The 23,502-nt window shown below is 64.6% G+C and carries 27 protein-coding genes and 4 tRNA genes; 12 read left to right on the top strand and 19 right to left on the bottom strand.

What is annotated here, in order from left to right; all coding sequences use genetic code 11:
• Window positions 1-48: 48 nt before the first annotated feature.
• The 12 genes from rplL to HPT29_RS09135 all read right to left on the bottom strand — a co-directional run bounded on the left by rplL (window position 49) and on the right by HPT29_RS09135 (window position 7,452).
• The gene (gene rplL / locus HPT29_RS09190; RefSeq protein WP_173945253.1) at window positions 49-429 is read right to left on the bottom strand and encodes a 50S ribosomal protein L7/L12; all 381 of its coding nucleotides are present in this window, start codon (window positions 427-429) and stop codon (window positions 49-51) included.
• A gap of 53 nt (window positions 430-482) precedes the next feature.
• Complete coding sequence (gene rplJ, locus HPT29_RS09185) at window positions 483-1,001, bottom strand: 50S ribosomal protein L10 (RefSeq protein ID WP_173945254.1); 519 nt, start codon at window positions 999-1,001, stop codon at window positions 483-485.
• A 589-nt stretch (window positions 1,002-1,590) separates the two neighbouring features.
• Window positions 1,591-2,859 (bottom strand): RNA polymerase sigma factor, encoded by a 1,269-nt coding sequence (locus HPT29_RS09180; RefSeq protein WP_173945255.1) that lies wholly within the window; start codon window positions 2,857-2,859, stop codon window positions 1,591-1,593.
• Between the two features lie 48 nt (window positions 2,860-2,907).
• Complete coding sequence (locus HPT29_RS09175; protein ID WP_173945256.1) at window positions 2,908-3,330, bottom strand: YciI family protein; 423 nt, start codon at window positions 3,328-3,330, stop codon at window positions 2,908-2,910.
• Window positions 3,331-3,512: 182 nt separating this feature from the next.
• The gene (gene rplA, locus HPT29_RS09170) at window positions 3,513-4,214 is read right to left on the bottom strand and encodes a 50S ribosomal protein L1 (RefSeq protein ID WP_173945257.1); all 702 of its coding nucleotides are present in this window, start codon (window positions 4,212-4,214) and stop codon (window positions 3,513-3,515) included.
• A gap of 10 nt (window positions 4,215-4,224) precedes the next feature.
• Window positions 4,225-4,653: a 50S ribosomal protein L11 gene (gene rplK, locus HPT29_RS09165; RefSeq protein ID WP_152718393.1), complete on the bottom strand. Its 429-nt coding sequence runs from the start codon at window positions 4,651-4,653 to the stop codon at window positions 4,225-4,227.
• Between the two features lie 170 nt (window positions 4,654-4,823).
• Window positions 4,824-5,357 (bottom strand): transcription termination/antitermination protein NusG, encoded by a 534-nt coding sequence (nusG, locus tag HPT29_RS09160; protein ID WP_173945258.1) that lies wholly within the window; start codon window positions 5,355-5,357, stop codon window positions 4,824-4,826.
• A 12-nt stretch (window positions 5,358-5,369) separates the two neighbouring features.
• Entirely contained in the window at window positions 5,370-5,570 is a 201-nt protein-coding gene (secE, locus tag HPT29_RS09155; RefSeq protein WP_173945259.1) for a preprotein translocase subunit SecE, read from the bottom strand.
• Window positions 5,571-5,734: 164 nt separating this feature from the next.
• Window positions 5,735-5,811: transfer RNA gene (locus HPT29_RS09150), tRNA-Trp, on the bottom strand.
• Between the two features lie 43 nt (window positions 5,812-5,854).
• Window positions 5,855-7,045: an elongation factor Tu gene (gene tuf / locus HPT29_RS09145; protein ID WP_259060525.1), complete on the bottom strand. Its 1,191-nt coding sequence runs from the start codon at window positions 7,043-7,045 to the stop codon at window positions 5,855-5,857.
• A gap of 231 nt (window positions 7,046-7,276) precedes the next feature.
• Window positions 7,277-7,350 (bottom strand) — tRNA-Gly (locus HPT29_RS09140).
• 17 nt (window positions 7,351-7,367) lie between these two features.
• Window positions 7,368-7,452 (bottom strand) — tRNA-Tyr (locus HPT29_RS09135).
• Between the two features lie 192 nt (window positions 7,453-7,644).
• On the opposite strand from HPT29_RS09135, the gene HPT29_RS09130 reads away from it, so the two are divergent.
• Window positions 7,645-8,469: a TrmH family RNA methyltransferase gene (locus HPT29_RS09130; RefSeq protein WP_173947579.1), complete on the top strand. Its 825-nt coding sequence runs from the start codon at window positions 7,645-7,647 to the stop codon at window positions 8,467-8,469.
• A 237-nt stretch (window positions 8,470-8,706) separates the two neighbouring features.
• The gene (locus tag HPT29_RS09125) at window positions 8,707-10,425 is read left to right on the top strand and encodes an MFS transporter (protein WP_173947580.1); all 1,719 of its coding nucleotides are present in this window, start codon (window positions 8,707-8,709) and stop codon (window positions 10,423-10,425) included.
• A 75-nt stretch (window positions 10,426-10,500) separates the two neighbouring features.
• Here HPT29_RS09125 and HPT29_RS09120 read toward each other — a convergent pair whose 3' ends face one another.
• The gene (locus HPT29_RS09120; protein WP_173947581.1) at window positions 10,501-10,833 is read right to left on the bottom strand and encodes a hypothetical protein; all 333 of its coding nucleotides are present in this window, start codon (window positions 10,831-10,833) and stop codon (window positions 10,501-10,503) included.
• A 140-nt stretch (window positions 10,834-10,973) separates the two neighbouring features.
• Here HPT29_RS09120 and HPT29_RS09115 point away from each other — a divergent pair.
• A tRNA-Thr gene (locus tag HPT29_RS09115) sits at window positions 10,974-11,048 on the top strand.
• A 520-nt stretch (window positions 11,049-11,568) separates the two neighbouring features.
• On the top strand, window positions 11,569-12,357 hold the full coding sequence (locus HPT29_RS09110) for a calcium-binding protein (RefSeq protein WP_173947582.1): 789 nt from the start codon (window positions 11,569-11,571) through the stop codon (window positions 12,355-12,357).
• Window positions 12,358-12,433: 76 nt separating this feature from the next.
• Here the strand turns inward: HPT29_RS09110 and HPT29_RS09105 are convergent, their stop codons facing one another.
• Window positions 12,434-12,733 carry a hypothetical protein gene (locus tag HPT29_RS09105; RefSeq protein ID WP_173947583.1) on the bottom strand — a complete coding sequence of 100 codons (300 nt, stop codon included), beginning with the start codon at window positions 12,731-12,733 and terminating at the stop codon, window positions 12,434-12,436.
• Window positions 12,734-12,974: 241 nt separating this feature from the next.
• Between HPT29_RS09105 and HPT29_RS09100 the strand changes: the two genes are divergently transcribed.
• Window positions 12,975-13,118: a hypothetical protein gene (locus HPT29_RS09100; protein WP_173947584.1), complete on the top strand. Its 144-nt coding sequence runs from the start codon at window positions 12,975-12,977 to the stop codon at window positions 13,116-13,118.
• A gap of 77 nt (window positions 13,119-13,195) precedes the next feature.
• Here the strand turns inward: HPT29_RS09100 and HPT29_RS09095 are convergent, their stop codons facing one another.
• Window positions 13,196-13,369: a hypothetical protein gene (locus HPT29_RS09095; protein WP_173947585.1), complete on the bottom strand. Its 174-nt coding sequence runs from the start codon at window positions 13,367-13,369 to the stop codon at window positions 13,196-13,198.
• 163 nt (window positions 13,370-13,532) lie between these two features.
• Between HPT29_RS09095 and HPT29_RS09090 the strand changes: the two genes are divergently transcribed.
• Together HPT29_RS09090 and HPT29_RS09085 are read left to right on the top strand one after the other, a co-directional pair.
• A complete protein-coding gene (locus HPT29_RS09090) occupies window positions 13,533-14,333 on the top strand; it encodes a TrmH family RNA methyltransferase (protein WP_173947586.1) in 801 nt (266 codons plus the stop codon).
• Window positions 14,334-14,423: 90 nt separating this feature from the next.
• Entirely contained in the window at window positions 14,424-15,404 is a 981-nt protein-coding gene (locus tag HPT29_RS09085; protein WP_173947587.1) for an MBL fold metallo-hydrolase, read from the top strand.
• A gap of 7 nt (window positions 15,405-15,411) precedes the next feature.
• Here the strand turns inward: HPT29_RS09085 and cutA are convergent, their stop codons facing one another.
• Window positions 15,412-15,729 carry a divalent-cation tolerance protein CutA gene (gene cutA / locus HPT29_RS09080; protein WP_173947588.1) on the bottom strand — a complete coding sequence of 106 codons (318 nt, stop codon included), beginning with the start codon at window positions 15,727-15,729 and terminating at the stop codon, window positions 15,412-15,414.
• A gap of 49 nt (window positions 15,730-15,778) precedes the next feature.
• Between cutA and HPT29_RS09075 the strand changes: the two genes are divergently transcribed.
• The 4 genes from HPT29_RS09075 (at window position 15,779) to HPT29_RS28615 (ending at window position 20,399) form a co-directional block, all read left to right on the top strand.
• Window positions 15,779-16,552, top strand: coding sequence for an NAD kinase (locus tag HPT29_RS09075; protein WP_173947589.1), 774 nt, complete (start codon window positions 15,779-15,781; stop codon window positions 16,550-16,552).
• A gap of 54 nt (window positions 16,553-16,606) precedes the next feature.
• A complete protein-coding gene (locus HPT29_RS09070) occupies window positions 16,607-17,086 on the top strand; it encodes a MaoC family dehydratase (protein ID WP_173947590.1) in 480 nt (159 codons plus the stop codon).
• Window positions 17,086-17,958: an HpcH/HpaI aldolase/citrate lyase family protein gene (locus HPT29_RS09065; RefSeq protein WP_173947591.1), complete on the top strand. Its 873-nt coding sequence runs from the start codon at window positions 17,086-17,088 to the stop codon at window positions 17,956-17,958. The genes HPT29_RS09070 and HPT29_RS09065 overlap by 1 nt, the downstream gene beginning before the upstream one ends.
• Before the next feature lie 473 nt (window positions 17,959-18,431).
• Window positions 18,432-20,399 carry a cadherin-like domain-containing protein gene (locus tag HPT29_RS28615; RefSeq protein ID WP_173947592.1) on the top strand — a complete coding sequence of 656 codons (1,968 nt, stop codon included), beginning with the start codon at window positions 18,432-18,434 and terminating at the stop codon, window positions 20,397-20,399.
• A gap of 299 nt (window positions 20,400-20,698) precedes the next feature.
• Here the strand turns inward: HPT29_RS28615 and HPT29_RS09050 are convergent, their stop codons facing one another.
• Complete coding sequence (locus HPT29_RS09050) at window positions 20,699-21,031, bottom strand: rhodanese-like domain-containing protein (protein ID WP_173947593.1); 333 nt, start codon at window positions 21,029-21,031, stop codon at window positions 20,699-20,701.
• Window positions 21,032-21,216: 185 nt separating this feature from the next.
• Here HPT29_RS09050 and gcvA point away from each other — a divergent pair, with 185 nt between their 5' ends.
• A complete protein-coding gene (gcvA, locus tag HPT29_RS09045; protein ID WP_173947594.1) occupies window positions 21,217-22,143 on the top strand; it encodes a transcriptional regulator GcvA in 927 nt (308 codons plus the stop codon).
• Here the strand turns inward: gcvA and HPT29_RS09040 are convergent.
• A complete protein-coding gene (locus HPT29_RS09040) occupies window positions 22,140-22,748 on the bottom strand; it encodes a flavin reductase family protein (protein WP_173947595.1) in 609 nt (202 codons plus the stop codon). The two genes, gcvA and HPT29_RS09040, sit on opposite strands and share 4 nt — an antisense overlap.
• 65 nt (window positions 22,749-22,813) lie before the next feature.
• Window positions 22,814-23,377 (bottom strand): nitroreductase family protein, encoded by a 564-nt coding sequence (locus tag HPT29_RS09035; RefSeq protein WP_173947596.1) that lies wholly within the window; start codon window positions 23,375-23,377, stop codon window positions 22,814-22,816.
• Window positions 23,378-23,502: the final 125 nt, after the last annotated feature.

Raw genomic sequence — 23,502 nt, 5'->3', positions numbered from 1 at the left:
GAGCCCGATTTCTCGGGGGTAACCCTGCAGCCCTGAAGGGCCGCAAAATTACTTAAGCTCGACCTTGGCGCCGACCTTCTCGAGGGTCGCCTTGATCTTCTCGGCTTCGTCCTTGGAAGCGCCTTCCTTGACAGGCTTCGGCGCACCTTCGACGAGGTCCTTAGCTTCCTTCAGGCCCAGGCCCGTGATGCCACGGACTTCCTTGATGACCTCGATCTTCTTGTCGCCGGCAGCAGCCAGGACGACCGTGAACTCGGTCTGCTCTTCGGCCGGAGCAGCGCCAGCGCCACCGGCGCCCGGAGCGGCCGCAACGGCAACAGCCGCGGCAGCGGAGACGCCCCACTTCTCTTCGAGCATCTTCGAGAGCTCGGCGGCCTCGAGAACGGTCAGCGACGACAGATCGTCAACGAGCTTGGCAAGATCAGCCATTTCTTAGTTCCTTAAAGTTCAGTTCGAACGGTTTGATGGTTGAGGTTACGGCCTCACGCCGCTTCGCCTGTTTTGGCATAGGCCCCGAACACGCGGGCGAGCTTCGCCGCCGGCGCAGTGCTGAGCTGAGCGATCTTGGTGGCCGGGGCCTGGATGAGGCCGACCAACTTGCCGCGCAGTTCATCGAGGGACGGCAGAGTGGCAAGCGCCTTCACTCCGTCCACGTTCAGGGCGGTCGTTCCCATTGCGCCGCCGAGGATCACGAGTTTTTCGTTAGCCTTGGCGAAATCAACAGCGACCTTGGGCGCCGCGACCGGATCGCTCGAGTAAGCGATCAGGGTCGGACCTTTCATGAGGCCCGAGATGGACGCGACGTCCTTGCCTTCGAGAGCGATTTTGGCGAGGCTGTTTTTTGCGACCTTCACGGTGGCGCCGGCCTGCTTCATCTGCGCGCGCAGCTTCTGCATGTCGGCGACCGTGAGACCAGCATAGTGGGCGACGACGACAACGCTCGTGGTGTTAAACACGTCGTTGAGAGTCGAGACGAGCTCGCGCTTTGCTGCTCTTTCCACTGGGCTCTCTCCGGTTGGCGGATATGTCCGCCGGTTGCATTTGCCGTTCAAGGCCCGGACTTGCATCCGAGGGCATCCCTGAACGACGCTCTCGCAAGCCCTGTCCCCCAAATGACGCCTGGCGGCGCACCGGGTGAGATGGTTCGAACCGACTCTCTTCACCTGCGTTGAACAGGTGTCAAACTCGGCTTCCCCGTCTATGCAGGCCCTTTCGAATTAAACCGGCAAGCCGGCACCTGCAGTCTCGGACAGGACATAGCCGGAACGCGCCAAAGGTCACCCTTTGGCTCGCCGGCTTGTCACCGCCCCGTCTCCGGGACGGATTCGCAGCCAGAAGCCCGCGCAAAAGCGAGCCTCGGCCTATGTTGGAAACTCAACGCGTTCTATTAAGCCTTTTTGAAGCATTTGCCAAGAGGAAATTTCCCGCCTCGGGGAACTAATTGACGTTGCGTCATCTCGGCAGAGCCGGAATGCCCGCCTGAACGCTTCCATGTGCAACAATGTGATGGCGGCCGGCTGCCCTTTCAAGGGGTCGCCAGGGCCGCAGCCTTCCAGCACCGGCGGTTGCTTGCCATCCGCGGCAGATCGCTCAGCCCTCCCTCGCCCGGCAGATGACTGCCCGTCCAAGGAGAAAGGCTCTCTCCCGCTCGTTACCGCTCAGCGACGCCGCGAGTTCGAACTGAACCCTGGCTTCGGCCGCCCGGCCGGCCCGGAGCAGGAAATCGCCCCTTGCCGCGGGCAGCGGGGCATAGCGGGGCAAGGCGGCGGGATCGATCCGGTCCAACAGCGTCAGGCCGGCCTCCGGGCCGAACGCCATGCTGTGAGCCACCGCCCGGTTGAGATCGACCACCGGCGAGGGCATCACAGCGCGGAGGTCGTCGTACAGGCCGGCGATCCTGCGCCAGTCGGTCTCCTCCGCCCGGTTCGCCCGAGCGTGACAGGCGGCGAGCGCGGCCTGAAGGGCATAAGGTCCGTTTGCGCCGCCCAGCGCCCGGGCACGGTCGAGGGCGGCCAGGCCCCGGCCGATCAGGAGCCGGTCCCAGCGGGCACGGTTCTGCTCGGTCAGGGGGATCGGCATGCCGTCCGGGTGGAGGCGGGCCGACAGGCGCGAGGCCTGGATCTCCATGAGCGCCAGAAGGCCGAAGACCTCCGGCTCGTCGGGTGCCAGGCCGGCCAGGATGCGGCCCAGGCGCTGACCCTCGACGCAGAGGGTCGGACGGGTGAGATCGGGCCCGGACGTGGCCGCATAGCCCTCGTTGAAGATCAGGTACACGACCTCGAGGACCGATCCGAGACGCTCCTGCCGCTCCCTGCCCCGCGGCACCTCGAAGGAGAGGCCAGCCGCGCCGAGCGCATTCTTCGCCCGAACGATGCGCTGAGCGACAGCGGCCTCGCTCGCAAGATAGGCGCGGGCGATTTCCTCCGTGGTCAGCCCGCCGATCAGGCGCAGGGTCAGGGCCGCCCGGGCGTCGGGAGACAGAACCGGATGGCAGGCTGCGAAGATCAGGCCCAGAAGCTCGTCCCCGATATCGTCGTCCATGGCGGCCTCGAGCGCCTCCATGCCGGCCCCGTCCGGTTCCGACAGATCACGGCCGATCTCCGCGTGCTTGCGGACCAGCATCCGGTCACGCCGCAGCCGGTCGATGGCCCGACGCTTGGCCGCGGCGGTCAGCCAGGCACCGGGATTGGCCGGAACGCCGGCTTTCGGCCATTCGGACAGGGCCGTCACGAAGGCATCCTGCGCCAACTCCTCGGCGAGCTCCACGTCGCGCAGCATCCGGGCCAGGACCGCGATGATCCTGGCCCGCTCGATCCGGAAGATCGCCTCGATCGCCCGGCGGATATCGGCGGCCGTCATGGCTTCACTCAAGTGGCCGCTGGACGTCCGGGCCGATCATTGACGGGCTCACATCCCTGGGGTCTTCGCACGGAGCTGCTTGTCCCGCTCGGCGATGTCCGGGGTCACGACATCGCCGAAATCGGCCATCTCGTAGAACGGCCGGATCTCGATCTCGCTCGGGCCGAACATCGGGTTTGGGCAGCGCTTCACCCACTCGACCGCCTCGGCCATGTCCTTGACCTCCCAGACCCAGAAGCCGGCGACCAGTTCGCGGGTTTCGGCGAAGGGCCCGTCGATGACGGTGCGGCTCGGGCCGTCGAAAGCGACCCGCTTGCCCTGCGATGACGGCTTGAGCCCGTCGCCGGCCAGGAGAATCCCGGCTTTGACCAGCTCTTCGTTGAATCGCCCCATAGCCTCGAAGAGTTCGGTCGTCGGCATCACGCCCGCTTCGCTGTCCTCGGTGGCCTTCACCATCACCATCACGCGCATCGTCTCGTCTCCTTGATTGGGGAGGCCGTACAGGCTCTCCTGCCCGTACGACGAACGGACACCGGCCTGATCGACATCCCACCGGGTGTTTTTTGCACGAAGATGGACCTGAAAGGGACTCGGAAACGAAAAAGCCCGGCGCAACGGCCGGGCTTTCTCAGTTTTCATGGGGATGGGCTTGTTCAGCCGCCGATCACCGAGGAGGGATCGACCTTCACGCCCGGGCCCATCGTCGAGGAGATCGCGACGCGCTGGATGTAGGTGCCCTTGGCGCCCGTGGGCTTCGCACGGGAGACCGCATCGGCGAAAGCCTTGATGTTCTCCACGAGCTTGCCTTCGTCGAACGATGCCTTGCCGATACCGGCATGGACGATGCCGGCCTTCTCGACGCGGAACTCGACGGCGCCGCCCTTGGCGGCCTCGACGGCGCCCTTCACGTCCATGGTGACCGTTCCGACCTTCGGGTTCGGCATCAGGCCGCGCGGGCCGAGAACCTTACCGAGGCGGCCGACGAGCGGCATCATGTCCGGAGTGGCGATGCAGCGGTCGAAATCGATCGTGCCGCCGTTGACGGTTTCGAAAAGCTCCTCTGCGCCGACGATATCGGCACCGGCAGCCTTGGCCTCGTCGGCCTTGGCGCCGCGGGCGAACACGGCAACGCGAACCGTCCGGCCGGAGCCGTTCGGCAGGTTGCAGACGCCGCGGACCATCTGGTCGGCGTGGCGGGGATCGACACCGAGATTCATCGAGACCTCAATGGTCTCGTCGAACTTCGCCTTGGCGCGTTCCTTGATCAGCTTCACCGCGTCCTGGATCGGGTAGAGCTTGGTGACCTCGATGCCCTCGCGGGCCGCGCGAATGCGCTTACCTTCGTTTGCAGCCATCATGCCCTCCTTACGCCACTTCCATGCCCATCGAGCGCGCGGAGCCCTCGATCATGGCCATGGCGGATTCAACGGTGTCGCAGTTGAGATCGACCATCTTCTTCTCGGCGATCTCGCGGATCTGGTCGCGGGTCACGCGGCCGACATTGCCGCCCTTGCCGGGGGTCTGCGAACCCTTGTCGATCTTCGCGGCCTTCTTGAGCCAATACGAGACCGGGGGCTGCTTCATCTCGAAGGTGAAGGAACGATCCTGGTACGCGGTGATGATCACCGGGATCGGGGTGCCCTTCTCCATCTGCGAGGTCTTCGCGTTGAAGGCCTTGCAGAATTCCATGATGTTCAGGCCGCGCTGACCGAGCGCCGGACCGATCGGCGGCGACGGGTTAGCTGCGCCTGCGGGCACTTGAAGCTTAACGTAGCCCGAGATTTTCTTTGCCATAGGACTGCTCCCAATGGACCAACCGCCCGGCGCCAACCGAGCGGAATGGCAGTTGCAGATCGCGGTGCAGCCTGTTCGCCCCGGCTGGCGACCGGGCAGACCTCCCGCGGATGAAGGCTCCTGTCAGGGAGCCTGGAAAGCGGCACCGCTCGGGCGCCGCTTCCGTCCAGTCAGATCTTTTCGACCTGGCCGTATTCGAGTTCGACCGGGGTAGCGCGGCCGAAGATGGAGACCGCCACCTTGAGGCGGGCCCGGGAATGGTCGACTTCTTCGACGACGCCGTTGAAGGAGGCAAACGGACCGTCGGAGACGCGCACCTGCTCGCCGACCTCGAAGCTGACGGACGGCTTCGGGTGTTCGACACCTTCGGCCACCTGGCCCTTGATCCGCTCGGCCTCGCGGTCCGGGATCGGAACAGGCTTGGACTTGTCGGCGCCCAGGAAGCCCGTGACCTTGGGGGTATTCTTGATGAGGTGGTAGACCTCGTCCGTGAGATCGCACTTCACCAGCACGTAGCCCGGGAAGAACTTGCGCTCGGTGTCGACCTTGCGGCCGCGGCGCACCTCGACGACCTTCTCGGTCGGGACCATGACCTCGTCGAACTTGTCCTCAAGCCCGCGCTGCGCCGCCTGGTCCTTGATCGACTGGGCGACCTTGTTCTCGAAGTTGGAATAGGCGTGGACGATGTACCAACGCTTCGTCATTGCATGCGCCTCTTAACCGCCAAGCCCAAGGATCACCGAGCGAACGCCCCAGCCGATCGCCTGATCGACGACCAGGAAGAACAGGCTGGCCACTACCACCATCACGAACACCATAGCGGTCGTGATCATGGTCTCCTTGCGCGTCGGCCAGGTCACCTTCGCGGCTTCCGAGCGGACCTGCTGTATGAAATCGAACGGGTTCGTCTTCGCCATTTCCTTAACGTCCACATCACCTTGAGGGAGGCTGCGAACGTCCTCTATGGGCATGCTTGAGCCCAAATTGAAGGGGCGCGAGGCTGCTTTTCGAGCCTCGCGCCACCTGTTCAAACCATCTACGGGGCGCCTCTCTAACGCAAAACGCCCGCTTTGTCGACCGCTGGCAGGAGTGGAGGGACTCGAACCCCCAACCCCCGGTTTTGGAGACCGGTGCTCTAGCCGATTGAGCTACACTCCTCCGGCGGTCAACAGGTGGCGGGATCCCGCCACCTGGATCGGTATTAGTCCATCACGGCGGCGACGACGCCGGCGCCGACGGTACGGCCGCCTTCGCGGATGGCGAAGCGCAGCTTCTCTTCCATGGCGATCGGAGCAATCAGCTCCACTTCCATGGTGATGTTGTCGCCCGGCATCACCATCTCGGTGCCCTCAGGCAGCTTCACCACGCCGGTCACGTCCGTCGTGCGGAAGTAGAACTGCGGACGGTAGTTGCCGAAGAACGGCGTATGACGACCGCCCTCTTCCTTCGTCAGGATGTAGGCCTCGGCCTTGAACTTCGTGTGCGGCTTGATCGAGCCCGGCTTGCACAGCACCTGGCCGCGCTCCACGTCCTCGCGCTTCGTGCCGCGCAGCAGAACGCCCACGTTGTCGCCCGCCTGGCCCTGGTCGAGCAGCTTGCGGAACATCTCGACGCCCGTCACCGTGGTCTTCTGCGTGTCGCGCAGACCCACGATCTCCACTTCCTCGCCGACCTTCACGATGCCGCGCTCGACGCGACCCGTCACCACCGTGCCGCGGCCCGAGATCGAGAACACGTCCTCGATCGGCATCAGGAACGGCAGATCCACCGGACGCTCCGGCTGCGGGATGTAGCGGTCCACCTCGGCCATCAGCTCGAGAACCCGGTCCCGGCCGATCTCAGGCGAACGGTCCTCCAGAGCGCACAGGGCCGAGCCCTTCACGATCGGGATGTCGTCGCCCGGGAAGTCGTACTTCGACAGAAGCTCGCGCACCTCCAGCTCAACCAGGTCGAGCAGCTCGGCGTCGTCCACCATGTCGACCTTGTTCATGAACACCACCAGGGCCGGAACGCCCACCTGGCGCGCCAGCAGGATGTGCTCGCGCGTCTGCGGCATCGGGCCGTCAGCCGACGACACCACCAGGATCGCCCCGTCCATCTGCGCCGCACCCGTGATCATGTTCTTCACGTAGTCGGCGTGACCGGGGCAGTCCACGTGGGCGTAGTGCCGGTTCGTGGTCTCGTACTCCACGTGCGCGGTCGAGATCGTGATGCCGCGCGCCTTCTCTTCCGGAGCCTTGTCGATCTGGTCGTACGCCGTAAACGTCGCCCCGCCCGACTCCGCCAGAACCTTCGTGATCGCCGCCGTCAGAGACGTCTTGCCATGGTCCACGTGACCAATCGTCCCAATGTTGCAGTGCGGCTTATTGCGCTGAAACTTTTCCTTCGCCATTGATCTCTACCTTGCATAGGCCAGGAACAAAAAACCCAGGGGCGTCCGATATTGCGGTTAGGCTCTTTGTGCAAGAGCCAATTTCGATATTGCAAAACCTTGTGCCTGATAACCCGCTCCATGGGCCTGCCATGGAGAGAACCGTCACGCACATCCTCACCGGGCGGGTTCGGCCTGTATAAAGGCGCTCGGGGCCAAAAATACAAGCTGGGCTGGTCGCGTCGCGGAAGGTGGAGCGGGTGAAGGGAATCGAACCCTCGTATTCAGCTTGGAAGGCTGCTGCTCTACCATTGAGCTACACCCGCATGCCCTTCTGATTGGGTGGTGGGGGAAGTAGGACTCGAACCTACGAAGGCATAGCCAGCGGATTTACAGTCCGCCCCCTTTGCCGCTCGGGACATTCCCCCTTGAGACCCAACCCGAACGCAAAACGCCGAGGCTGTTCTGCAGAGCGCCTGGCGAGGCCGAGCGCTCCGTGGCGCTCTTATGGTGACCTGCATGGCCGGTGTCAACCTCAAAGCTCAACGAAATCGGACGGGTCGTGGACCGGCCCGCTCTGTGCTATGCCGCCTTGCGTCACTACACGAGATCCAAACAGCATGAGCGACCGCCCGCCCCACTCCCGCAAGCCGAGATTCCAGCGCCCACATGGAAAATCCGGTCGCCGCGATCCCCAGGCCAGACGACCGAATTTCGAGATCGACACCACGATCCTCTATGGCTTCCATCCCGTCGTCGAAGCCCTGCGCAACGGAAAGCGGACGATTCGACGCCTCCTGGCCACCGAAAACTCCGCCAGGCGCCTGAGCGAGGAGCTGGAGGCGCCGCTGCCTATCGAACCTGAGATCGTCCGACCGGACGAGATCAACCGCCTCCTGGAGCCGGACGCGGTGCATCAGGGCCTCTATGCCGAGGCCGATCCCCTGCCCTCGCCCTCGGTCGATACCCTGAGCGGCAAGCGGGTGGTCCTGGCCCTCGACCAGATCACCGATCCGCACAATGTCGGGGCCATCGTCCGCACGGCCGCCGCTTTCGACGTGGAGGCGATCATCACCACGGCCCGGCACAGCCCGGCTGCCACGGGCGTGCTGGCCAAGTCCGCGTCCGGCGGTCTCGAGCACGTGCCCTTCATGATCGTGCGCAACCTCGGAGACACGCTGACGGCGCTGGGCGAGCGCGGCTTCCAGAGAATCGGACTCGATTCCTCCGGCGACGCGAGTCTGGACGAGGTCGAGATCGACCTGCCCGTAGTGCTCGTGCTGGGGTCGGAGGGCAAGGGACTGCGTCAGAGGACGCGGGAGTGCTGCGACGTCATCGGCCGGCTCGACATGCCGGGCGCGATCAAGAGCCTGAACGTTTCCAACGCCGCCGCGATCTGCCTTTATGCTGTGGTCAAAGGAGCTTCCAGGGGCGCTCGGAAGTAAAGCCGAGCGTTCCCCTAAGTATCTGCGACTGTTGATGGATTCCCCTAGCCGCGAGACTTCTTAGACGGAAGTCGCAAATACCAATTGTGAATTGTGGAAAGAAAGGCCGGAGTTAGCCTCCCGTTCGATGGAATTCTTGACTGCCTGTCGCAGTCACGAGGCCTCGGCCCAGAGCCTGCCCGACAGGCCTGCGGCCAAGAACCCGGATCACCGGGCATACGAATGGAAGGGAACCCTATGGCAACAGCAACTACCACGCCTCATTCGGCCGCCGCGACGCGGCCGATGACGCGGGAGGAAAAGAAGGTCATTCTGGCCTCCTCTCTCGGTACCGTCTTCGAATGGTACGACTTCTACCTTTACGGCTCGCTCGCCACGATCATCGGCGCGCAGTTCTTCTCCGCCTTCGACGTGACGACCCGTAACGTCTTCGCCCTGCTGGCCTTCGCGGCCGGCTTCCTGGTGCGTCCGTTCGGGGCCATCGTGTTTGGCCGCATCGGCGACCTCGTCGGCCGGAAATACACCTTCCTGGTCACCATCCTGATTATGGGCTGCTCGACCTTCCTCGTGGGCCTGCTCCCCAGCTACAACCAGATCGGCTGGATCGCCCCGGTGGTCCTGATCGCGCTGCGCATGCTCCAGGGCCTGGCGCTCGGCGGGGAATACGGCGGTGCCGCCGTCTATGTGGCCGAACACGCCCCGGTGGGCCGCCGCGGCTTCTACACCAGCTTCATCCAGATCACGGCCACGGTCGGCCTGCTCCTGTCCCTGGTGGTGATCCTCGTGCTGCGCACCTGGATGGGCGAGCAGGGCTTTCAGACCGGTGAGGGCTGGCCGATCGCCGGCTGGCGCATTCCGTTCCTGCTCTCGGTCGTGCTGCTCGGCATCTCGGTCTGGATCCGTCTCCAGATGAACGAATCGCCGGCCTTCAAGAAGATGAAGGAAGAAGGCACGCAGTCGAAGGCCCCGCTGAAGGAAGCCTTCGGCCAGTGGAGCAACCTCAAGATGGTGCTGATCGCCCTGGTCGGCCTTGCCATCGGCCAGGCCGTGGTGTGGTACACGGGGCAGTTCTACGCCCTGTTCTTCATCCAGAGCATCCTGAAGGTCGATCTGCTCTCCTCGAACGTGCTGATCGCCTGGTCGCTGATCCTCGGAACGGCCGGTTTCGTGATCTTCGGCGCCCTGTCCGACAAGATCGGCCGCAAGCCGGTGATTCTCGGCGGCTGCCTGATTGCGGCGATCACCTACTTCCCGCTCTTCGGCGCCCTCACGAACGTCGTCAGCCCACGGTTGGCCCAGGCGCTCGAGACCGCCAAAGTCCAGGTCGTGGCTGATCCCGCCACCTGCGGCTCCGTGTTCGATCCGGTGGGCATCCGGAGCTTCACGGCCCCGTGCGACGTGGCTCGCGTGGCCCTGGCCCGCGCGGCCATCAAGTACGAGCTCGTTCCGGCCGCGGCCGGCTCCCCCGTCAAGGTGACGTTCAACGGCACCGAGGCGCCCATCGCGCCGGCGGTTCCGGCCAACATCACGGCCTTCAGCGAGGCCGCTGCGGCGGCCGGCTATCCGAAGGCCGGCGATCCAAGCATCCTGAAGGTCAGCGGGTTCTTCAACGCTCTCGGGAACGCTCAGGCGCTCAAGGCCATCGGCATCCTGACCATCTTCGTGATCTACGTCACGATGGTGTACGGCCCGATCGCCGCGGCTCTGGTAGAGTTCTTCCCCACCCGCATCCGCTACACGGCGATGTCCCTGCCCTACCACATCGCCAACGGCTGGTTCGGCGGCCTGCTGCCTCCGACCGCCTTCGCGATGGTGGCGGCCACGGGCGACATCTATTACGGCCTCTGGTACCCGATCGTGATCGCCCTGGTAACCTTCGTGGTCGGCCTCCTGTTCGTGCCGGAAACGAAGGACCGGGACATCATGACGTTCGAAGGCGTCGGCACACGCCGATAATCCTTCCGACGGTTCTACGAGGAAAGCCCCGCCGAGAGGCGGGGCTTTTCATTTGGCCCTGGCAGCCGGACCGTCTCAGTAGCAGGTCGTCACGCGACGGACGATCCAACCCTCGCCCTCGACGAAAAGGCGCTTGCGGGAAATGCTGCAGGTCCCGTTGTCCGGCGATCTCGTCTCGATGGACGACGTGATCTCCACATCCTTCGCGGCAACCGGGGTCACCGGCTCCCGTACCGACGCTTCCATCTGTCGGTTGGGCTTGGCCGCCACGCCGTGACCCGCATGAGCGGCATCCGTGCGCTGCGCGGCGAAACCGAAGCCCAATGAAACGGCCAGAACGGCCATGATTTTCAGACCGCCGCCGAGCGGCGAAAATCGTCTACGAGCGGAAGCCCCTGAGGTCTTCATGACACCAACTCCGTGATCAGGTTTTCCAGACAATTCCAGAATTCGGGGTTGGTTTCGGTGTGCCAGGACACTTAATATTTACGTTTGTGTGGAACTTGCGTCCCGCCTCCCGGACTGCTACCTGAGCACCTGTGACGTCGGCCGGTGTAGCACAGCGGTAGTGCAGCGGTTTTGTAAACCGAAGGTCGGGAGTTCGATCCTCTCCACCGGCACCACATCCCTTCGACGGGCAGCAAACCCTTCGGCATTCACGGAAATTTCGGACGCCATGCGCCCGTCGACAGGCGTCGAGGCGCGCCTGACGGGGCGCGACCACGGCAGCACGATCGGCCAAACGCCTTCATCCCGCGGGTCGATGAGGGACCCGAGGCAGGCCGTAGCGCAATGCCAACGATCGCGTCGAAAGCGCCTCAGTTCATGACGACGCTCAGATACACGGCAACCAGCAAGGCCAGGAAACTCAGCCCGAGCGCAGCCAGCAAGGCAAGCCAAAGCGATCGCGTGTCGTCGGCATTCATCGTATGCCCCCATCGTAACGGATTAGGATAACGATCGAGGGAGGGCGGTTATTCCCGGGTCGTGCAGATCGAGGCGAGGCCCCGCCGAGGGCTCGCAGGCGATGGACCGCTCCTCACAGACGAGGTGTGGATGCACGGACCCGTTATGGGTGCTTTCAGACTTTCCGATTACAGGTTCAGAATCCGAATCTTACGTTACGGAATGGGGGGTGTAGTCATGGCCAAATTCACCTGGTCTGGAACCTACGGGTTTCAGCCGTATCTTTTTGATCTGAGCAACCTGGTGGGCGCTGACAGCTTCGAGCGCTCGTCGACGACATTCAAGGCCGTCTACGGCACGTTGAAGCGGTCCTGGGACAAATTCGACGGACACGGCTTCACCTACACGCCCGATGGCATTCCGTCCGGCGGGACGGTGACCGGATACACCGGCGTCGACGGGGGACGAAAGGTCGCCTCTCTGACCGGAGTCAACATCGCCGTCACGAAGCTCGTCGACGCGGCCTCCACGTACTCGACCGCGGACGATCTCAAGATCCTCCGTTCGGCTCTCTCGGGCCGGGATGAGATCACCGGCGGCAGGTTCGACGATTCCCTCAGCGGCTACAATGGCAACGACACGTTGACCGGCGGCGGCGGTGCCGATTGGCTGTCGGGCGGGAAGGGAGCCGACAGGTTCGTATTCAAGTCGGTGTCTGATTCCAGAGGCTACAACAACGACGTCGTCACCGACTTCTCGCGATCGCAAGGCGACAAGATCGATCTCTCGAAGATCGATGCCAAGACCGGCATCGCAGGCAATCAGGCCTTCACGTTCATCGGCACCGCCGAGTTCTCGGGCGAGAAGGGACAACTCCGCTACGACGTGTTCGAGAGCGAGGACGAGGACGGTCGCATCTCCTACACGTCGTATATCGAGGCCGACGTGAACGGCGACAGCCTCGCCGACTTCGAACTTACGCTCCAGAAGGTCGGGTCGATCACAAAAAGCTACTTCGTCCTTTGATCATGGCCGAGGGCGCCGACGAGGCGCCCTCTCCGCATTCCGGCCTTTACCGGCCATGTGCCCGGCGGGATATCGGCTACCTGCTACCGTTCCCGCCGCCGGACGATCCGGTGCCGCCCTGCCCTCCGGATCCCCCTGAATTCTGACCGCCCTGCGAGCCGCTTCCACCCGTGCTGCCGGTGCTGCCTGGATTTCCGGAGTCCGGGCTGCCGCTGCTCGACCGGTTGGGAGACCTGGTGAGGGGCTGGCAGACGCCTCCGATCTCCTGCTCGCCCTGCATGCAGCTCCGCGTCGCGGGGTTGGTCTGAGCCAGGGCAACGCCCTGTGAGCCCGCCAGCATCAATGCCGTTAGAACCGGCACCGCCATCGCTTTCATCGTCGCATCCTCAATGGTTGAAGGTTCCTGTCGACGGACGAGCGGCGCGATTGTTTCCGCACGGGCCGCGGTCATCGATCATTTTCCGCCCCGGACGGCTTCACATCATCGGGAGCGCCCCGTGGCTCTTCTACCCAGTCGGCGACCGGCGGAATGCCCGCCGAGGTAGCCCGAGTGACCATGCGGGACTTCCCGCCGCGGGGCCTAGGCTGCGCCATCCGAAGCCATGACGGAGGCGCCTGTGGATGTGATCTTGCTGAACGTAATGGGCTCGGCTGCCGTGGCGTCTGCGGTCGTGGTCGCCGCGATGACGAACCGGCTCTCGAAAGAACTCGCCGGACTCTCGCGTCGCGACACCGATGCCGATCAGAAGCGGGGCAGCTGAAGGTCAGGGCAGGCGGAGACCCCGCCCCGTACATCGCTCGTCATCATGCCTTCCGCCGCACCGGACCCGACCGGTGACTAGCGAACCCGCTCCTTGCCCCAGTTCTCGTGAGCCGCCTGATCCGCCATCTTCCGCTCGGCTTGCGTCAGCCTGCGGCGGCGGCTGAAGACGGCCATGAAGATGCCGATCAGCAATGGCCCGCCGATGATCACCAAGGCCCATACCCAACCGTCGGCAATATCCCAATCCATCGATCGTCTCCCTGCGGAGGACCGCGCCCGGCGATCCCTGCTATCTCAGGGGGCTAACCGGAATGCCGAGTCGTTGTTCCCGAGCCTCCCAGCATAGGCAAAGGCCCATTCCCGCATTAGACAGACACGAAAGCCCGAGAAGCCTTCCATCAGCCGAGAACCAATGCCGATTGCCGTGACAGATCCCGACGACCCTTGCATCGAGGCCTACCGCGCCGTGCGGGAGCGTGATCTCGTCGGCCGCCAGCATCGCTTCATCGCGGAAGGGGAAGTGGTGCTGAGGCTCCTCCTGAAACAGTCGCGCTTCCGGGTCGAATCGCTCCTGCTGGCGGAGAACCGCCTGGAGAGCGTCGCCGATGCCTTGAACCAGCTTTCCCCCGACGTCCCGATCTATACGGCGAACCGAGCCGTGATGGACACCGTCGTGGGCTTTCCGATCCACAGGGGCATCCTGGCGGTCGCCCAGCGGGCTCCCCTGCCGCCGGTCGGGGACATGCTTTCGCGATTGCCGGAGACCGCGCTGGTTGTGGGCCTGATCGGTCTGGCGAACCATGACAATGTCGGCGGGATCTTCCGCAATGCGGCGGCGTTCGGCGCCGCCGCGGTTCTGCTTGACCAGGAGACCTGCGACCCCCTTTACCGGAAGGCCATCCGGGTGTCGGTCGGCGCCGCCCTGGTGGTTCCCTTCACGCGGGTAGCCTCAGCGGACGCCATGGTGCAGGCCCTGCAGGACGCTTCGTTCGACGTGGTCTCCCTGTCGCCCTCCGGCCGGGAGATTCTCTCGCATGTCCAGCCCTCCCGGCGGACCGCCCTGCTCCTCGGGGCCGAGGGCCCCGGCCTGCCGGCGGACCTGCTGGCCCGGACCAGAACCGTGTCCATTCCCATGAGCGGCGGATTCGACTCGCTCAATGTGGCGACGACGAGCGGAATCGCCCTGCATCATCTCTCGACAGCGGGCCGATAGGATGAAGGCGCTCGCTGACTTGTGAAAACCCGATGCCTTGTTTCCAAGCGTGACCGTTCTAGGCTTCTGGTCCCATTCCTGGAGACGCCCATGACCATCACACGCCGCACCGTTCTGGCCAGCACCGCCCTCGCCGCCGCTCCCCTCGGCGCTCCGGCCTTGGCTCAAACTCCCGCTCCGGCTCCGGCGCAGGGATCCGGCAGCCGTCAGGCGCCCGGCTTCTACCGCTACAAGGTCGGCGACATCGAGGTAACGGCCGTCAACGACGGTTCCGCGCCGCGGCCTCTCGACGGGTTCATCCGCAATGCGGAGCTCCCGACCGTCCAGCAGGCCGCCCGCGAGGCGTTTCTGCCCCAGGACACCATCCAGCTCACCTTCAACGGCCTCGTCATCAGGAACGGCGACCGGCTGACCGTGATCGACACCGGCAACGGAGACATGGGCGCTCCCACGACGGGCCGCTGGATGGAGAATTTCCGTGCGGCCGGCTTCGACCCGGCGCAGGTCAACACGGTGGTCATCAGCCACTTCCATGGCGACCACATCAACGGCCTTCGCCGCAAGGACGGCACGGCGGTGTTCCCGAACGCGGAGGTCATGGTGCCGGCCGCCGAATGGGCCTTCTGGATGGACGATGCCCGCATGAACCAAGCTCCCGAGAACGCCAGGGGCGGCTTCCAGGGCGCCCGCCGGGTGTTCGGCCCCATCGCCAGGGACGTGAAACAGTACGAGATGGACAAGGAGCTTGTGCCCGGCCTCACGAGCATCGCGGCGCCGGGACACACGCCCGGCCACACGGCCTACATGCTCTCGTCGGGTTCGGGCCGCCTGCTGATCCTGTCGGATACGGCGAACCATCCGGCGCTGTTCGTGCGCAATCCGGACTGGTCGGCCGTCTTCGACATGGATGCGGATCAGGCCCGGGCCACCCGCCGGAAGATGCTGGATCTCGCAGCCGCCGAGCGGGCGCAGGTGGCGTTCTATCATGCGCCCTTCCCGGGCACCGGCCATATCGCCAAAGAGGGCAGCGGGTTCCGCTTCGTGCCGGTGCAGTGGAGCCCGGCCGTCTAGGTCCGCGTCAGGACGTCTCGCCGATCAGCCACTCCAGGGTGGCCGCATCCGCGCCGGTCGGCTCGAGGAAGAGGACGACCGGCGTCTCGTAAGGGTGCCTCTCCTTGAGGGCCCGATGCACCTCATCCTGAAGGCCCCGGCGGGTCTTCAGGATGGCCGCCGCCTCCTGACCCTGTTCGACGCTGCCCTTCCACGCGTAGACGGACCGCATGCCCGGCAGCACGTTGATGCAGGCGATCAGCCGGTCCCGGACGAGCCCCTCGCCGATCGACAGGGCGGTGTCCATATCGGGAAAGGTCGTATAGACGAGAAGTGGGCGATCCATGCTATGCCTGTCCTCCGCATCCGATCGGACGCCACGAGGGTAACTGGGCATGGCCCGCCGATTCAACAACATCGCATTCGTCGCCAGCGCCGCCCCTGACGCCCAGAGCGCGCTGAAGACTCTGCAGGCCCGCTATGCCAATGCGATGCCCGAGGAGGCCGACGCCATCGTGGCGCTCGGCGGCGACGGCCTGATGCTGCAGAGCCTCCACCGGTTCATGGGCACGGGCAAGCCGATCTACGGCATGAACAAGGGCACGGTCGGCTTCCTGATGAACGATTATCGGGAAGAAGACCTGTTCGAGCGCCTGGAAGAAGCCGAGCGCAGCGTCGTGCACCCCCTGCTGATGGTGGCCTGGGACGTGCACGGGGTGGCCCACACGGCCCGCGCCATCAACGAAGTCTCGATGCTGCGGCAGACCTACCAGGCTGGAAAGCTGCGCGTGAGCGTCGATTCCCACGTGCGCATCCCGGAACTCATCGCCGACGGCATCCTGGTGTCGACGCCGGCCGGATCGACCGCCTACAATCTCTCGGTCGGCGGGACGATCCTGCCGCTCAATGCGCCCCTGCTGGCCCTGACTCCGATCTCCGCCTTCCGGCCCCGCCGCTGGCGCGGCGCGCTTCTGCCGGACCACGCCAAGATCCAGATCGAGGTTCTGGAATCCGAGAACCGTCCCGTCAGCGCCGTGGCCGACCACACGGAATTCCGCAATGTCTCCCACGTGCATGTCTCCATGGATCGCAGCGTCGATCTCGTCATGCTGCACGATCCCGGCCACAGCCTGGACGAACGGATCCTGCGGGAGCAATTCGGCTATTGATGACCGTGAAGGCATGGGATCCAACGTGCCATTCAAAACGATGAGGACGCCGTCATGAACGATGAGACCAGACACCCGAGGGGTGGGCTCTATTTCGAGGATTTCGCCGTCGGCACCACCATCCGGCACCGCCTGACCCGGACGGTGACGCAGATGGACAACATGCTGTTCTCCAACATGACCCTGAACCCGCAGCCGCTCCACATCGATGCGCATTTCTGCGCCACCGAGACGGAATGGGGCAAGCCGCTGATGAACTCCCTGTTCACCCTCGGGCTCCTGATCGGCATCTCGGTCAACGACACCACGGTGGGTACCACCATCGCCAATCTCGGCATGACGGACGTGACGTTCCCCGCCCCGCTGTTCGAAGGCGACACCGTCAGCGCCACCACGGAGATCGTCGCCAAGCGGGAGTCGAAGTCGCGTCCGGATGCCGGGATCGTCGAGTTCATCCACCGCGCCTACAAGCAGGACGGCACGCTCGTGGCCGAATGCCGGCGGCAGGCCTTCATGCGCAAGAGGAGCGCCTGATGCGCTCCCTGCTGTTCGTGCCGGGCGACAGCCTGAGGAAGCTCGAAAAAGGCATGGGGTCGGGCGCCGACGTGCTCCTCATCGACCTGGAGGATTCGGTCGCCCTGGATGCCAAGGCGGAGGCCCGCCGCATCACGGCCGCCTTTCTCGGCGAGCGGGGCCGGGACACGAACCGCCCCCGCCTGTATGTCCGCGTCAACGGGCTGACCACGGGCCTCATCGATGCGGATCTCGACGGCGTGATGCACTCCGCCCCCGACGGCATCGTGCTGCCCAAGACGGTCGGTGGAGCGGACGTGGCGCATCTCGGCGCCAAGCTGGCGGTGCGCGAGGCGGAGTTCGGCCTGGACGACGGAGCGACCCGCATCCTGGCGATCGGCACGGAGACGGCCGCCGGCGTCTTCGCGCTGGGCACCTTCGCGGGCTCGAGCCACCGCCTGATGGGCCTGACGTGGGGCGGCGAGGACCTGTCGGCCGATCTCGGCGCCGAGACGAACCGGGCGGAGGACGGCGCCTATACCGACCCGTACCGGCTTGCCCGCTCCCTCACCCTCCTGGGCGCCGCGGCGGCAAGCGTCGACGCGATCGATTCCGTCTTCACCAACTTCCGCGACATGGCCGGCCTCGAGGCCGAGTGCCGGACGGCGCGGCGCGACGGCTTCGTGGCCAAGATGGCGATCCATCCCGCGCAAGTCCCGGTGATCAACCAGGCCTTCACCCCGTCGCCCGAGGCGATCGAGCGGGCGCAGGCGGTGATCGATGCGTTCAAGGCCAACCCGGGAGCTGGCGTCGTCGGGGTCAACGGCGAGATGCTCGACCGCCCGCACCTGCTGAGAGCCGAGCGGCTCCTCAGACGCGCCGGCCTGCTTTAGAGGCTTGATGACGGCTTTGGAATCGCCTCCGGGTCTTGAGTCGGCTCTGATGATTGGCGCGATCGTCCGAACTCCATAGGGCACTCGCGGGGTCCAGCGCCGTCTCCCGTTCCTGAAGGGGCCGCGCCTGGCAATGGTGCGTTCCGGGCGCTTTCAATAGCATCCCAAACCCTCGGCCAAGTGCGCGGAGCAGGAGCAACGATCCCTGCTCCGGCAGCTCCGCTGTGGCTGAAAAGCCCACCTGTCGACCATCGATCCGGCCGACAGGGATTTAGACGTGATATCCTATCCAAACGGATAGTTCCCGCGCCGACGTCATCCCCTTATGCGAGACGCTGTTACAACAGGCCCCTCCTGCAGGATCGGAAGTGGGCTGGACACAGGCCAATTCACGAAGCCGTGCGACCGCCGACAGCGGCTGCACTGGCGCACAGACAGGTTCGCTGGCCGGTGAACCATTGGGGGAATATGAGATGTCTCAAGCGATTATCGACGCCTTCAACAATGCCGCCGATTGGGAGGAAACTCTGGCGGCGATCAAGGCGAACAGCGACGACTTGCTCGATCAGGACCACCTCGACAAGCTGAACACTCTTCCGGATGGCGGCGGCCGCGAAAAGGCGATCGGCCTCGGCGTGTTGGAAATCAGGACCCTGTTCGGCGACTTCGCTACGATCGACGACATCAAGGCGGCCGTCGACATGCAGATCGAGGTCGAATATGCCAAGTATGAGTTCATCACGGCACTCGACGCGGCCACGACGGCAACCGAGATGACCGATGCGGTCCTCAATACCATCGAACTGGTCCATCAGCATCGCCAGGATCTGATCGCGGAATGGACCAATAGCAGTGATCCGGATGTACGCGCTCGCGCGGAGGATCTGGCGGACGACGCTTTCACCACGGTGCTGGCTGAAATCGTCAGCCACCTCGACGAGCCGGCCTATATGGCTGAACTCGGCGTCCGCATGCTTGCGCTCCGGAATGCTCAGCCAGGCGGAAAATTCTTCGGCGACGGCAAGATCATCACGGCGCTCGCGGACGCCGATGCTGAAATCGAGACCGAACACGGTGCGACCATCACGGGCGGCAGCACCGGTTCGCTGATCGAGGATGGCGAAATACACACTGTTATGGACATTCTCTCCGTCAAGGATGAAGACTGGGGAGATGATACCTTCCAGGCTGTGAACGCCTCGGACCTTCAGAAGCAGTACGGCAAGTTCACATTCAACCACACAACAGGCCTGTGGACGTTTGCCCGCGACGATGCGGCAGCCCAGTCCCTGAAGAAGGGTGAGATCGTCGAACAGACGCTGACCGTTAAGTCACTGGACGGCACTGCGACCCAGATCATCACGGTCGCGGTCACTGGCGTGAACGATGCACCTGTTGCTTCCATCAGAGGAAACAGCGCTTCCGGCGACGAGGACAAGGCTCTCATAGGAGAACTTCCCGATGCGACGGATGTGGACGGCGACGCCATCACCTATGAGCTGGTCGCGCCGGTGGCAGGTCTGACGCTCAACGCCGACGGCACATTCCGCTACGTTCCGGCCGCCGATTTCAACGGCGACGTCACTTTCCAGTACCGAGCGGTAGATGCTTCCGGCACCAGGAGCGAGCCTCAGACGTTCACGCTGACCATCAAGCCGGTCAACGATGCACCCTCGAACATCTCTCTCTCGAACGCGAAGATCGAGGAGAACGCGGCATCTGGGAAGGACGTCGGCAAGCTGACGGTTTCGGATCCCGAAGGTGGCGCATTCACCTATGAACTGGCGGATAACGCAGGTGGACGCTTCACGGTCGATGCGAACGGCACCCTGAAGGTCGCCGATGGCCTCAAACTCGATTACGAGCAGGCCACGTCGCACACGATCAAGGTCCGCGTGAAGGACGCAGCCGGCGCGACCTTCGAAAAGTCTTTCACGGTCAACGTGATCGATGTCGCAGCCGAGAACGTGACCGGCACAGCCACGGCCGACATCCTTGCGGGCGGCGCCGGAATGGATGTGTTCAAAGGCGGAGCCGGAGACGACAAGCTCTCCGGAGGCTACGGCAACGACACGCTGTGGGGCGAGAAGGGCAAGGACGTGTTCGTCTTCGACGCGGCGCTTGGCACGTGGAGCACCGACCGCAAGGTCAATTTCGACACGATCAAGGACTTCTCCGTCAACGACGACAGCATCTACCTGGACAACATCATCTTCAAGAAGCTGGGAGCGGGCACGCCGTCCAGCCCCAAGCAGCTCAGCAAGGCGTTCTTCACCATCGGCAGCAAGGCGAAGGACAAGAACGACTATGTCATCTACAACGACAAGACGGGTGTTCTGTCCTATGATGCCGACGGCTCGGGGAAGGGCAAGGCGATCGAAATCGCCCAACTCTCCAGGAAGCTGACCACGATGTCCAACAAGGACTTCTTCGTGATCTAAGCTAGATCCAAAGACTAGAAGTGGCCTGCGGCCCCCGCAGGCCCCTGTCTTTTGCTCGATACCAGGATATTCCCCCGGTTCAGGCGCAGCGCGCCTCACCCGGCCGGGCGGGTGATCGAGAATTTGGTCTTGGCCGCCGCATCTGCCTTGGGCTGAACGGCCCCTGAGGCGCGCCGGCCGGCTCTGAGGATGATCCTGCTACAGGACCATTCGCGCCTCGGCTCATCTCGGTCCGGGAAGCGTGAAGGACACGAGAATCACGCCGAGTAGGATCAGCCCTGAACCGAGGGCAAAGCCGACTAGCCCTTGCCTTCGACAGGCAGGCCCGCATCGATCCAGTCCTTCTTGCCCTCGATATAGATCTGCACATCCCTGTAGCCCAGCTCGGCCAAGCGCAGTGCCGCAAGATGCGAGTTCTGGCAGGTTGCGCTGGCGCAATAGACCACCACCGATGCATCCTTCCGAGGCAGCGCCGACGCAGCCAGATGGTCCACTTGATCGTGCGGCACGTTGATCGCGCCGGGAATGTGAGCGTGAGCGAAGTACTTCTCGGGCAGAGCTTCGAGCAGGATCGGCCGGTCCTTGCTGAGCAGCTTGCGGAGAAGCTCCGTGCGAGAAATGTGGTTCGTCATCGTCTGGTCCTCTGTTGGCGACGGGCCCATGCCACGTCGGCCTTCAGGGAAGATCAGCCTCCGGTTCGTGACAAACGACAAAAACAGCACAATATGTTACATCATGTCACGAATTCCGTTCGATCAAACCTTGGAGGGACGGTGACTTCGATGACTTACAAGTCGTCGCCCTGACCTGAAATTCGATGAAAGCACGCAAACTTCCCTCTCTGACGGCCCTGCGGGCCTTTGAGGCGGCAGCCCGCCTCACGAGCTTCAGCCGGGCTGCCGAGGAATTGAACGTGACGCACAGCGCCGTCAGCCGCCAGATCCGGGAACTCGAGCTGTTCATCGGTCGTCCGCTCTTTCACCGGTCGACGCGCCGGGTCGAACTGACCGCCGCCGGCGCGCGCTACGCCGGCGTGCTGCACGCGGCCTTCGACGACATGGCGGCCGCCACCCAGGACGCCCAGGAGCGGGACCGGACGGCCCCGCTCGTCATCAGCACCATGGATTCCTTCGCCATCAAGTGGCTGATCCCCCGCCTGTCGCGCTTTCAGGATGCGCACCCGGAGATCGGCGTCAGCATCCGGACGTCGGATGAACTCGCCGACTTCTGGCGCGGCGATGTGGACCTGGCGATCCGCTACGGTGCCGGCCGCTACCCGCGCTGCGTCTCGACCCTGCTGATGGACGAGGAGGTCATTGCGATCTGCAGCCCGGCCCTGGTCAGAGGCGACCATCCGCTGCATACGCCGGACGATCTCGTGCACCACAGGCTGCTCCATAACGAGCGGCACGACTGGCCCCGGTGGCTCCAGCGCACCCAGGCGACGTCCGTCGTGGTCAACGCCGGCGTCACGATGGCGCACTCGCTCCTCGTGATCGAGGCTGCCATCCGGGGCGACGGGGTCGGGCTGACGCGGCACGCCCTCGTGGAGGACGATCTTCGCGCGGGGCGTCTCGTCAATCCCTTCGGAATTGGCGTCCGGGTGAACGCATCCTACTACGTCGTCACGCTCAAGGAATCCGCCACGGACCCGCGGATCAAGGCCTTCACGGCCTGGGCCAGGCGAGAGGCGGGACAGTCCCTGCGCTTCGGCCGAGACCTTGTCCGGTCGGATCGGAACTAGCCCCCCGGTCGGGTGATCGAGAACCTGGTCTCGGGCGTCGCCACGAAGTAGTCCCGGTAGCCCGATCGGGCGATCGGGCGCATGGCGGCGGTGTCGACGAGGCCGTTCACGATGTAGCGGTCGTCGATGTGGATGCCGACCACCTGGCCGATGACGAGGTAATAGGACGGATCCCCTCCCCCCAGGGGGTTGAGCGGCACCGTCTGCAGCCACCGGCATTCGAGCGCCGCCAGGGCGTCGGCCACCCGCGGCGGCTTCACCAGCCGGGAGGGCGCGGCTTTCAGCCCGGCATGGTCCATCTCGCTCTCGCCGCGCGGCAGGACCGCAGAGGTCAGGTTCATCTGCTCGCGCAGGTCATAGGTCGCCAGGTTGCAGACGAACTCGCCGGTCTCCTCGATGAAGGTGAGCGCGTCCTTCCTGCCCGCCGAGGAAAACGCCACCATGGGCGGGCGCTCGGAGACGGCGTTGAAGAACGAATAGGGCGACAGATTCACCTCCCCGCTGGCGCTCATGGCGGTGATCCAGCCGATGGGGCGGGGCGTGACGATGGCCTTGAACGGGTCGTGCGGCAGGCCGTGGGCATTGGTCGAGGTTTCGTAGAACATGTTGGAGCATTTCCCGGCGAAGGAGCCACCGGTTCGCCGCAGGGCATGCGACGAACGGAAAGCTGTCAGAACCGCGTGACGATGTCGGAGAGAGAGGGCCGGTCGCGATCGGGCGGGGTCTCCTGGGCCGTCCCGATATGGACGAAGCCGGCGATCCGCTCGTCGGGCGTCAGCCCCAGGACGTCCAGCACCCGCCGGTCGAAGGCCGCCCAGCCCGAGAGCCAGGACGCGCCATAGCCGAGAGCCGTCGCCCCGGTGAGAAGGTTCATGCAGACCGCGCCGGCCGAGAGGACCTGCTCCCAGTCGGGGATCTTCACGTGCGGGACCACCCGGGACACCACCGCGACCACGAGGGGCGCCTGCGTGAAGCGCTCCCGCTCGGCCGCGATCTGCTCGGCGCCGGCGCCGGGGTTGTCCGCCTGGAAGGCCGTCGCCAGCACGTCCCCGAGACGCCCCCTGGCCTCGCCCTGGATCAGGATGAAGCGCCAGGGGACCAGCTTGCCGTGGTCCGGCACCCGGGAGGCGACCGTCAGGAGGGCTTCGACCTCCCGGTCGCTCGGACCCGGCTCTCCCAGCCAGCGCGGAGGCACGGAGCGGCGCTGCAGGAGTCGGGAGAGGCACTCATTCATGGGATCTTCATCCGGCTCGAATAATGTGGAACAATGTAGATGGACGCCCTCGAAGGCTGCGGACCCGGCAGGCCCCGGCTTGCCATCGTGTCGCCGTCTTGCTGCGCTTGAGGAGGCGCGGGTGT

Origin of the sequence: Microvirga terrae (assembly GCF_013307435.2) — a bacterium.
Taxonomy (GTDB): domain Bacteria; phylum Pseudomonadota; class Alphaproteobacteria; order Rhizobiales; family Beijerinckiaceae; genus Microvirga; species Microvirga terrae.
Note: the sequence above shows the minus strand (reverse complement) of the source record. Positions and strands in the feature narration are given on the sequence as shown.